At 66.6% G+C, this 9,588-nt stretch carries 8 protein-coding genes, 1 pseudogene and 1 riboswitch; of the genes and pseudogenes, 3 read left to right on the forward strand and 6 right to left on the reverse strand.

Annotated features, from left to right (window positions below; translation table 11 throughout):
- Window position 1 precedes the first annotated feature (1 nt).
- From AC1DVR_RS12380 to AC1DVR_RS12400, 5 genes are read right to left on the reverse strand one after another with little or no spacing between them, the layout of a single operon-like run.
- Window positions 2-631 carry a precorrin-8X methylmutase gene (locus tag AC1DVR_RS12380; RefSeq protein WP_478000881.1) on the reverse strand — a complete coding sequence of 210 codons (630 nt, stop codon included), beginning with the start codon at window positions 629-631 and terminating at the stop codon, window positions 2-4.
- Window positions 628-1,755, reverse strand: coding sequence for a precorrin-3B synthase (gene cobG / locus AC1DVR_RS12385; protein ID WP_478000882.1), 1,128 nt, complete (start codon window positions 1,753-1,755; stop codon window positions 628-630). Before cobG ends, AC1DVR_RS12380 begins: the two co-directional genes overlap by 4 nt.
- Window positions 1,748-4,972, reverse strand: a complete 3,225-nt coding sequence (cobN, locus tag AC1DVR_RS12390; protein ID WP_478000883.1) for a cobaltochelatase subunit CobN — start codon at window positions 4,970-4,972, stop codon at window positions 1,748-1,750. The genes cobG and cobN overlap by 8 nt, the downstream gene beginning before the upstream one ends.
- A gap of 1 nt (window position 4,973) precedes the next feature.
- A complete protein-coding gene (cobW, locus tag AC1DVR_RS12395) occupies window positions 4,974-6,017 on the reverse strand; it encodes a cobalamin biosynthesis protein CobW (protein ID WP_478000884.1) in 1,044 nt (347 codons plus the stop codon).
- Entirely contained in the window at window positions 6,018-6,383 is a 366-nt protein-coding gene (locus tag AC1DVR_RS12400; RefSeq protein WP_478000885.1) for a DUF1636 family protein, read from the reverse strand.
- 69 nt (window positions 6,384-6,452) lie between these two features.
- A riboswitch (cobalamin riboswitch) is annotated at window positions 6,453-6,661 on the reverse strand.
- 37 nt (window positions 6,662-6,698) lie between these two features.
- On the opposite strand from AC1DVR_RS12400, the gene cobO reads away from it, so the two are divergent.
- Genes cobO through AC1DVR_RS12415 form a run of 3 tightly spaced genes read left to right on the forward strand, consistent with a single transcriptional unit; the run spans window position 6,699 to window position 9,384 of the window.
- The gene (cobO, locus tag AC1DVR_RS12405; RefSeq protein WP_478000886.1) at window positions 6,699-7,343 is read left to right on the forward strand and encodes a cob(I)yrinic acid a,c-diamide adenosyltransferase; all 645 of its coding nucleotides are present in this window, start codon (window positions 6,699-6,701) and stop codon (window positions 7,341-7,343) included.
- Window positions 7,340-7,942, forward strand: coding sequence for an HAD family hydrolase (locus tag AC1DVR_RS12410; protein WP_478000887.1), 603 nt, complete (start codon window positions 7,340-7,342; stop codon window positions 7,940-7,942). Before cobO ends, AC1DVR_RS12410 begins: the two co-directional genes overlap by 4 nt.
- Window positions 7,939-9,384 (forward strand): cobyric acid synthase, encoded by a 1,446-nt coding sequence (locus AC1DVR_RS12415; RefSeq protein WP_478000888.1) that lies wholly within the window; start codon window positions 7,939-7,941, stop codon window positions 9,382-9,384. The genes AC1DVR_RS12410 and AC1DVR_RS12415 overlap by 4 nt, the downstream gene beginning before the upstream one ends.
- A 10-nt stretch (window positions 9,385-9,394) precedes the next feature.
- Here AC1DVR_RS12415 and AC1DVR_RS12420 read toward each other — a convergent pair.
- Window positions 9,395-9,588, reverse strand: a pseudogene (locus tag AC1DVR_RS12420) (IS110 family transposase); the annotation flags it as partial.

The raw sequence follows: 9,588 nt of genomic DNA on the forward strand, positions 1-9,588 counted from the left end.
GCTATTCCTTCCGGCTGGCCAAGGCGTTGACCGCCGCCACCGTGATCGCCGAGCCGCCAAGCCGCCCAGCCACCACCATCGCAGGCACCGGCAGATCCTGCATCAGCGCCTCTTTCGATTCCGCAGCGCCGACAAAGCCCACCGGACAACCGATGATCGCCGCAGGCCGAGGGCAAGCTTCGTCTTGCAACATGTTGAGAAGGTGAAACAAAGCGGTTGGCGCATTGCCGATCGCCACCACCGCGCCCGCCAGATGTGGCCGCCAGAGTTCCAGCGCCGCGGCGCTGCGGGTGTTGGACATTTCCCGCGCAAGATCGGGGACACGCGGGTCCTGAAGGGTGCAGATCACCTCGTTCCTGGCCGGCAGACGGCTCCGCGTGATGCCCTCCGAGACCATCCGCACGTCGCAAAGGATCGGCGCGCCGCCCTCCAGCGCCGCCCGCGCCGCAATCGCCATGCCGGGAGAGAAGTGGACATGCGCCTCCAGGCCCACCATCCCGGCGGCGTGGATCATGCGGACGGCCACCACTTCTTCCTCAGGGGTGAAGCGCGCCAGATCGGCTTCGGCCCGGATCATGGCAAAGCTTCGCAGGTAGATCGCAGCGCCGTCGGTTTCGTAAAGATGTTTCATGACAGTGCCTTGCGGATGGTTTTCAAAGTGATTTCTTCAGCGGGATGGACGGGTCCCAGCCCGCCCGCCCTGGCCCCCGGCAGAAGGGCAAAGCCCTGCCGCGTCGCCGAAAGCGTCAGGTCAGCCGGGCCGGGATGGGCGCACCCCTTGCCGCAGCCCGAGACATGCAGGATCTTGCCGTCCGGCACCGCCGCCGCCAGCCGCCGCGCGAGCGCGCGCGTCGGTTGCAGGGCCTGCGGGCAACCGGGCGCGCCGGTGCAGGCCAGAACGCGCAGCCTTGGGTCGGAGGCCTCGGTGATCAGCCCTGCTCCCGTCGCAGCCCCGGCGAGCAACAGCGCCATCCGCCAGGGTGTGACGCGCAGTCCCTGACAACGCCAGGCCAAATCCGCAAGAACTTCGGCCCGCAAGATCCCGAATTCAAAGCCGATCATCGCCCCCAGCGGCGTGCTCCCCGGCTGGGCGGTAGCGGCCTTGGGGGCCGGCGGAACAGTGGTATCGAAGGGCAGATCGGCGAGATGGGTCGCCATTCGCCCGCGCCCCTCCTTGACCCCGCCAGAGGTCACAAACCATTCCGCCATCTGCATGGCCAGCGGCACGGCGGTGGTCAAAGTCACCTCCTGCCCGCCCAAGGCGCCATCGGCGCGCAGTATCAATCCGCCCGACGCAGACCTTTCAAGGCGGATATCGGCGGAGGTATCGGCCAAGACGCGGCTCGTCCCCAGATCCAGCGCGAATCCAAATTTCCCCGGCAGATCAGGCCCTTGGCGCAGGGCGTTATAAAGGTCCTGTGCCAGATGTCGCACCTCCTCCCCTTGCCAGAAGGGCGAGATCACGACGTTGCGGTGACGCTCGCTGTCGGCATCGGGGTCGATCAGGCCGAGGGCGTCGAGGTCGGCGATCAGGCCAGCGTGGCTGGCCTGCGTGACACCGCGCAACTGCACATTGGCCCGGGCGGTCAATTCGATGATGCCGTTGCCGTGGCGCAGCGCCGCAGCCGCGATCCCGCGCAGCTGGTCGGGCGAAAGCTCGGCCAGACGCGGCCTGATCCGCACCACTAGACCATCGCCGGATTCCATCGGGCGCAGCGCGCCGGGGCACCAGCCTTTGACTGCGAAATCAACCATTTACACGCTCCACTTCCATCGCGATGGAATTGTGTCGCGTTTGCCAGAGCCCCGCCTCGCGCAGGCGCAGGAAGCAGTCCTGCATCGCGGAAAGTGCCGCCGGGTTCGCCTCGGCCAGGAAGGCGCGCAGATCCTCGCGGCCCAGGGTTGCGCGGTGGTAAAGGTCGAAGAGATGCGCGGGCACGACCTGGGCCAGATGGGCAAAGGCGGCCATGTGGTCGAGGGTCGCGGCAATCTCGGCGGCACCGCGGAAACCGTGGCGCATCATGCCCTCGGCCCAGGCCGGGTTGGCGGCGCGGGCGCGGACCACGCGGGCAATTTCTTCAGGCAGGGTACGGGCTTGCGGGGCGTCGGGTCGCGTGGCGTCAAGGTGGTAAAGCGTCGGTTTGGCCGCGCCAAGCCGCGCCATGGCGGCGGCAAAACCGGCCTCGTGCGCGGCGTAATCCTGCGCCAGAAGCACATCGGTTTCCGGCAGGTCCTGGGCGTGGATGAAACTGTCGGCCCGGCGCAGCTGCGCCTCGAGTGCGGCGCGTTCGGGGCGCGATTGCCCGTCCTGACCGATCGCCCAGGCAGAGGCCGCAAGCCAGGCCTCGCCCGCCGCCTGCCGCGCCTCGGGCGAGAAGTCGTCCTGGCCCATCCCGAGGCCATAGCGCCCGGGTTCGGGGGCAAAGACACGCGGCGTGGCGTTGAGATAGGGGTTGTCCTCGGGCGCCTCATCGCGGGCGGCCAAAGCTGCGGCGCCGGTTTCGAAAAGCTGCGCAAGGCCCGGGAAAATATCACGGAACAGGCCAGAGACCCGCAGCGTCACATCAATCCGCGGCCGGCGCAACAGGGCGAGCGGGATCACCTCGACGCCCGAAACCCTTGCGGCATTTTCGTCCCAGAGCGGCGCCAGACCCGCCAGATGCAGCGCCATGGCGAAATCCTCGCCCGCCGTCCGCATCGTGGCCGAACCCCAAAGGTCAACGACAAGCCCCTGCGGGTAATCGCCATGGTCCTGCAGGTGGCGGCGGATCAGCTCCTCGGCCAGTTTGATGCCCTGGGCATGGGCGCTGCGCGAGGGCACGGCGCGGGGGTCGACGGCGTAAAGGTTGCGCCCGGTCGGCAGCACGTCCAGCCTGCCCCGGTTGGGCGAACCAGCCGGACCCGCCGGCACCCTTTGGCCGTCAAGCGCGGTCAGGAGGCCCTGCCGTTCAGACTCGCCCTGCGGGCCGCGGCCAAAGATGTGCAACCCGTCGCCGTATTGGCTTTCCTTGATGTCGCAGACGAAACGGTCGATCCTTGTGATCGCCTCGGCCGGGGAGGCGTTGGCGGGCAGGTCGAGATCGGCCTCGACCCCTTGGGCCTGCGCCTCGTCACGGATGGCGCGGATCAGGCGGTCGCGCCGGGCCGGGTCGATGCCATCGGCGGTGGAATATTCGTCCAGAAGCCGTTCCAAGGATTGCAGATTCTGCGGCGTCCCGGCCTCGGCCAGGGGCGGCGGCATATGGCCGAGGGTGACGGCGCCGATGCGGCGCTTGGCCTGGGCGGCCTCGCCCGGGTCGTTGACGATAAAGGGGTAGATGACCGGCAAGGGGCCGATCAGCGCCTCGGGCCAGCAGGTGGCGGACAGCGCCACCGACTTGCCGGGCAGCCATTCCAGCGTGCCATGGGCGCCCATATGGATCAGCGCGTCGATGCCTTGCGCGCGCAGCCAGAGGTAGAAGGCGACGTAAGAATGCCGCGGCGTGGCGGCCATGTCGTGGTATTCCGCCTCGCGCTGAGCGTTCCTTCCGCGTTCGGGTTGCAGGGCTACAAGGACATTGCCGCGCCGCAGGCTCGGGAAATGGAAGGCGCCATCGCGGGCCAGAGGGTCGTCTTCGGGCGCACCCCACAGGTCAAGCGCGGTGTGAAGGTTTTCCGGCAAGTCCGCAAGCGCGTTGAGGTATTCCGATATCGGCCAGGCGGCGGTCTGATGCTGAAGCGCCGCGGCGGCAAGGGGCGCCGGGTCGGTCGCATAGCCTGCCGCCTGCAGGTCGGCCAGCACCGCCTCGGTCGAGGCCAGGGCATCAAGGCCCACGGCATGGGCCATCTGATGCGCGCGGCCGGGATAGGTCGACAGGATCAACGCCAGCTGCCGCTCGCCCGGGGCCTTTTGCGCAAGGCTCACCCAGGCCTGCACGCGGCGCACCACGGCTTCCACCCGCTGGGGATCGGCGCGGTGGGCGAAGCGTGCGAATTGCAGGTCGGGGTCGCGTTGACCGGGCGATTTGAAGCTGACCACCCCGGCGAGCAGCCGCCCATCAACCTCGGGCAGGACGACATGCATGGCGAGATCGGCAGGCGACAGGCCGCGCATCGAGCTGGCCCAGTCGCGCCGCCGTGCGGTGGACAGCGCCACCTGAAACACCGGACAGCCGACATCGAGGGGCGAGGCGCCGTCCGGCCCCTTGGCCGAAAAGGCGGTGGCGTTGACGATCGCCAGCGGGGCGGCACCTTGCAGGGCCTGCGCCATCCAAAGTGCTGCGGGCCCCTTCAGGCTGGGCGCGAAAAGGCCGAAGGCCGGCAGGCCCGCAGCCCGCAGCGCCTGGATCAGTGCATCCACTGGCGCCGTATCGGCCGAGGTCAGATAGGAGCGGTAGAAGACCACCGCCACGCCACCCTGTGAAGGAGCTGGTACAACCCCCTGACCGGGCTCATAAAACCCGCAGTCCGGCACCAGCTTTTCCCCCGGGACCGGCCCGGCGTACAACCCCGCCGCAAGTGCCAGCTGCGCCAGCGCCGCTTGCGCCGCCACGGCCCCGCCAGCATCGCAGAGTGCGGTCAGCCGCCGCAGGGTGGAAACCGGCAGCGTCGAAAGCTGGTCAAGCCGCGCATCCTCGCGCCCATCGGCGGGCAGGATCGCCAGCGCGATGCCGCGCCGCCGCGCCAGATCGGCGAGGGAGGCGAGGCCATAAGGCCAATAAGCCTCGCCACCAATCAGCCTGACCAGAATCGCCTTGGCGCCCGAGGCGGTCTTGTCGACATAGGTGTCGACCGAGACCGGATGGCGCAGCGCCACCAGGTTGCAAAGCCGCAGGCCGGGCAGCTTGCCTTTGCCGCGGTGCCAGCCCGCCGCAAAGGCGCCCAGGTCACTGTCCGAGAAGGACAAAACCACCATTTCCGCAGGGTCCTGGCCCGGGTCGAACGGGGTCGCCGTCTCCTCCAGGCCATGACTTTCGCGGAAGGTGACGTGCATCTCAGGCCACCAGATCCAGGACGCCCAACACGCGGCGGATGGCGGTCTCGTCGATGTCGCCGGCCTCGGCGATCACCACCAGATGCGAGCTGCGCGGGGTTGCGCCCCACAGTTGGTCATATTGCGTGCGGATGCGCTCGCCCACCGCCTGGACCAGCAGCCGCATCGGCTTGCCCTTGACCGCGACATAGCCCTTGACGCGCAGGATCTTCTGCTCGCGCGCCAGGCGCAGGATGGCGTCGGTCAAAGCCTCGACCGAGGCGACCTCGGCCAGATCGACCACGGTGGAGTTGAAGTCGTCATGCTCGTGGTCGGCCTCGCCGTCGTGATGGCTGGGGCGACCGGCAAGGTCATCCTCGGCGGCGGCATTCAGCCCGAGGATCACGCGGGGGTCGATGATGCCTTCCGACATCGTCAGGATCGGCAGCTTGCGACCCTTCTCGGCGGCCTCAGCCTCGACTACGGCACGCGCCGCAGCCACGCCCGCCTCACCCGCCAGATCGGCCTTGGTCAGCAGCACGATATCGGCGCAGGCGATCTGGTCTTCAAAGACCTCGCCCAAGGGCGTGTCATGTTCACCCGCCGCAATCTGCGCCGCGGTCAGCTCGCCCGCGAAATGGCCCGAGGCCACGGCTTCGGCATCGGCCAGGGTGATCACGCCATCGACGGTGATCAGGCTGCGAATACCCGGCCAGTCGAAGGCTTTCAACAAGGGCTTGGGCAAAGCCAGACCTGAGGTTTCGATCAGGATATGGTCGGGGCGCTTCGGCAGGGCCAGAAGCGCCTCGATCGTCGGGATGAAATCCTCGGCCACGGTGCAGCAGATGCAGCCATTGGCGAGTTCCACGATATTCTCCGTCGGGCAATTCTCATCGGCGCAGGAGCGCAGGATATCGCCATCCACCCCCACGGTGCCGAATTCATTGACCAGAACGGCCAGGCGCTTGCCCTGCGGATTGGCCATCAGATGCCGGATCAGCGTGGTTTTCCCCGCGCCGAGGAAGCCGGTGATCACCGTCACGGGGATTTTTGCAAGATCGGTCATTCAAGCCTCCAGTTTTTCGGAAGAGAGCGGGGGAATGCGGGCGATGGATTGTTTGCGGAAGATCACCGGGCGTTCGCGCCACGGCACCAGGCCATCCGCGGTGCGCGCATAGGCCGCAGCCCCGGTGAGGATATCGGCGGCGTTTTCCTCCGTCATCCGGCCATAGACATAGCCCCAGGCGCCGGCCTTGGACAGGGCCACCGAAGCGCCGGTGTTGCAGGAGGAAAGGCAATCGACGGGCAGGACCTCGACCCCCTCGGGCACAGGAAGGGCGGCAATCGCAGCCCAAAGCCGGGCGCCCATGCAGGGGCCCTCTTCGGCCAGTCCGGCCTTGCAGGTCATGCAGATATGCAGTCGCGCGGTCATGTTCCTCCTGAAGGGAATGCCGCGAAAAGGGGGAAAACCCCCAACTCGCCACGGCACACCCCGTCCGTCAAAGTTCGTCCAGTGCTGGCAGGTCTCCCGGCTTGCGGAGCTGGGTTTCCCCCGGTCGCCCGCCTTCCCGGTTTCCCAGTGGCTTGGACGACCTCTCCGGTCACGGTCGCGGGGGCGGCTGCATCCCAGGTTTTCACCTGTCGCATTCCCTTTTCGCCTGTCGTAAGAGTATCAGTCTCAAAACGGGCACCAGCACCGCCTCACCTCTGGCAGGATGGGCGCATAACGTCAAGGACACGAGCCGCCATGTCATCTGTTGAAACCGACACACCCCTGCAAAACCCGGTTGATCCGGATGCGCGCCACAATGCCAAGATGGCCAAGAAGAAGGCCGCGCGCGACAAGATCATGGCGGGCAAGGCCGGGGATCATGGGTTGATCATCGTCCACACCGGCACCGGCAAGGGCAAATCCTCCTCCGGCTTCGGGATGATCCTGCGCTGTGTGGCCCACGAGATGCCCTGCGCGGTCGTGCAGTTCATCAAGGGCGCCTGGGACACCGGCGAGCGGCGCTTGCTGACCGAAAACTTCTCCGACCTCTGCGAATTTCACGCCATGGGCGAGGGTTTCACCTGGGAGACTCAGGACCGCGCCCGCGACATCGCCGCGGCGCAAGCCGGCTGGGCCAAGGCCAAGGACCTGATCCGCGACCCCGACATCCGCTTTGTCCTCTTGGACGAGATCATCATCGCGATGCGCTACGACTACATCAACGTCGATGAGGTCGTGGCGTTTCTCAAGGCCGAAAAGCCGCCCCTGACCCATGTCTGCCTGACCGGCCGCGGCGCCTCGGAAGCCTTGATCGAGGCGGCGGATCTGGTCACCGAGATGACCCTGGTGAAGCACCCCTTCCGCTCCGGCATCAAGGCACAGCCGGGGGTCGAGTTTTGAAGCTGATCGCCTGGGATTTCGACGGCGTGCTGAACCGCGGCTATGCCCACGGTTTTGAGGAATGGCAAAGAACCTTCGAGGTTGATCTGGGCGTCTCAGCCAAGGATTTCACCGATTTCGTCTATAACGAGCGCAATTTTGTCCCCGTGCTGACCGGGCAGCTCGACCTGATGGCGCTGATGGCCGATTATGTCAGCACCTATGCCGTGCCCCACGAACCGCGCGCGGTGCTGGATTACTGGCTGGCCAAGGATGCCAATCCCGACGCCCAGGTGTTGGGCTGGCTGCAGGCCTGCGCCCTGCCCGGCGTCATCGCCACCAACAACGAGACCCACCGCGCCGACCATATCTGGCACAAGATGGGGTTTGCGCGCCATTTCAACCATATCTTCGCCTCGGGCCGCATGGGGGTGAAGAAACCCGACCCCGCCTTCTTCGCGCAGATCGAGGCCTGGTCAGGCCATGCGCCCGAAGATATCCTGCTGATCGACGACGCCGAAAAGAACATCGCAGCCGCCCGGGCGCGCGGCTGGCAGGTCTTTCACTTCACCGACGAAACCCGGGCGCGCTTGCCTGAGGTTCTGGGGATAGACGCATGAATTCCTTCATGATTCAGGGCGCAGGCTCCAATGTCGGGAAATCCTTGATCGTGGCGGGGCTGTGCCGGGCGGCGCGGTTGCGCGGGCTGTCTGTGGCCCCCTTCAAACCGCAGAACATGTCCAACAACGCCGCCGTGACGGTCGACGGCGGCGAGATCGGCCGCGCCCAGGCGCTACAGGCGCTGGCCTGCGGGTTGCAGCCGCATACCGACATGAACCCGGTGCTTCTGAAACCCGAATCCGAGGTCGGCAGCCAGGTCGTCGTGCAGGGCAAGCGCGTCGCCACCGTCAAGGCGCGCGATTATGCCGCGCTGAAGCCCAGCCTGATGGCCCCGGTTCTGGAGAGTTTTCAGCGGCTTAACGCAAGCCATGATCTGGTGATCGTCGAAGGCGCAGGCTCGCCCGCCGAGGTCAACCTGCGCTTGGGTGACATCGCCAACATGGGCTTTGCCGAGGCCGCAGATGTGCCGGTGGTTCTGGTCGGCGACATCGACCGTGGCGGCGTCATCGCCCAGATGGTGGGCACCCAAGCCGTGCTGTCGCCCGATGACAATGCCCGGATCAAAGGCTTCCTGATCAACAAGTTCCGCGGCGATCCTCGCCTTTTTGACGAGGGCTACAAGCTGATCGAATCCCGCACCCGCTGGCAAGGCTTCGGCGTCCTGCCCTATTTCCCGCAAGCCTGGCGCCTGCCCGCGGAAGACGCGCTCGATATCGTGGCCTCGACCGGCGCGGGCCTGAAGATCGCCTGCCTGCAACTCACGCGCATCGCCAATTTCGACGACCTCGACCCGCTGAAATCCGAACCCGGGCTTCAGGTCCAGATGATCCGCGCCGGCGAGGCGATCCCCGGTGATTGCGCCCTGGTGATCATCCCCGGCAGCAAATCAACCCGCGGCGACCTTGCCTTCCTGCGCGCCCAGGGCTGGGACATTGACCTCGCCGCCCATCACCGGCGCGGCGGTCGGATCTTGGGGATTTGCGGCGGATATCAGATGCTTGGAACCCAGGTTTCAGACCCCGAAGGCATCGAGGGTCCGGCGGGCACCACCCCGGGACTCGGCCTTCTCGACATCACCACCACCATGACGCCCGACAAACGCCTGACCCGCACCACGGCCGTCCATGCCGCCTCGAACCTGCCGATTGACGCCTATGAAATCCACATCGGCCGCTCCGAAGGCCCCGACCGCGCCCGCCCCTTCGCCTTGATCGACGGCGCGCCCGAGGGCGCCACCTCCGCCGATGGCCGCGTCATGGGCAGCTATCTGCATGGCATGTTCGCCGGCGACGCTTTTCGCGCCGCCTTCCTGACCAGCCTCGGCCTGCCTGCCAGCCACCGCGACCACGGCGCCGAGGTTGAGTCGACGCTCGACGCCCTCGCAGCCCATCTCGAAGCGCATCTCGATGTCGCTGGCCTCCTGAGCCTCGCCGGCCGGTAGCAACTGTCTTTCAGGCTTTGGTTTGGTTGTAGTCTTTGCCTGTTTTGACCATTGCGTTGAGAATTGTCAGGAGTTTTCTTGCGCAGGCGATGATGGCGACTTTTGTCGGTTTTCCGGCGGCGGCGAGTCGTGCTCTGAAGGCTTTGATGTTCGGATCGTGGCGTGAGGCGATGAGGCCGGCCAGGTAGAGGCTGCGTCTGATGG

This window comes from Rhodobacter sp. P2_H5 (assembly GCF_056403335.1).

Excerpts from the sequence above, each read along its gene's own strand:
- cobO (WP_478000886.1), top strand. The coding sequence starts at position 6,699 with ATGTCATCTGTTGAAACCGACACACCCCTGCAAAACCCGGTTGATCCG.
- cobW (WP_478000884.1), bottom strand. The coding sequence starts at position 6,017 with ATGACCGATCTTGCAAAAATCCCCGTGACGGTGATCACCGGCTTCCTC.
- cobG (WP_478000882.1), bottom strand. The coding sequence starts at position 1,755 with ATGGTTGATTTCGCAGTCAAAGGCTGGTGCCCCGGCGCGCTGCGCCCG.
- AC1DVR_RS12380 (WP_478000881.1), bottom strand. The coding sequence starts at position 631 with ATGAAACATCTTTACGAAACCGACGGCGCTGCGATCTACCTGCGAAGC.
- AC1DVR_RS12415 (WP_478000888.1), top strand. The coding sequence starts at position 7,939 with ATGAATTCCTTCATGATTCAGGGCGCAGGCTCCAATGTCGGGAAATCC.
- AC1DVR_RS12400 (WP_478000885.1), bottom strand. The coding sequence starts at position 6,383 with ATGACCGCGCGACTGCATATCTGCATGACCTGCAAGGCCGGACTGGCC.
- cobN (WP_478000883.1), bottom strand. The coding sequence starts at position 4,972 with ATGCACGTCACCTTCCGCGAAAGTCATGGCCTGGAGGAGACGGCGACC.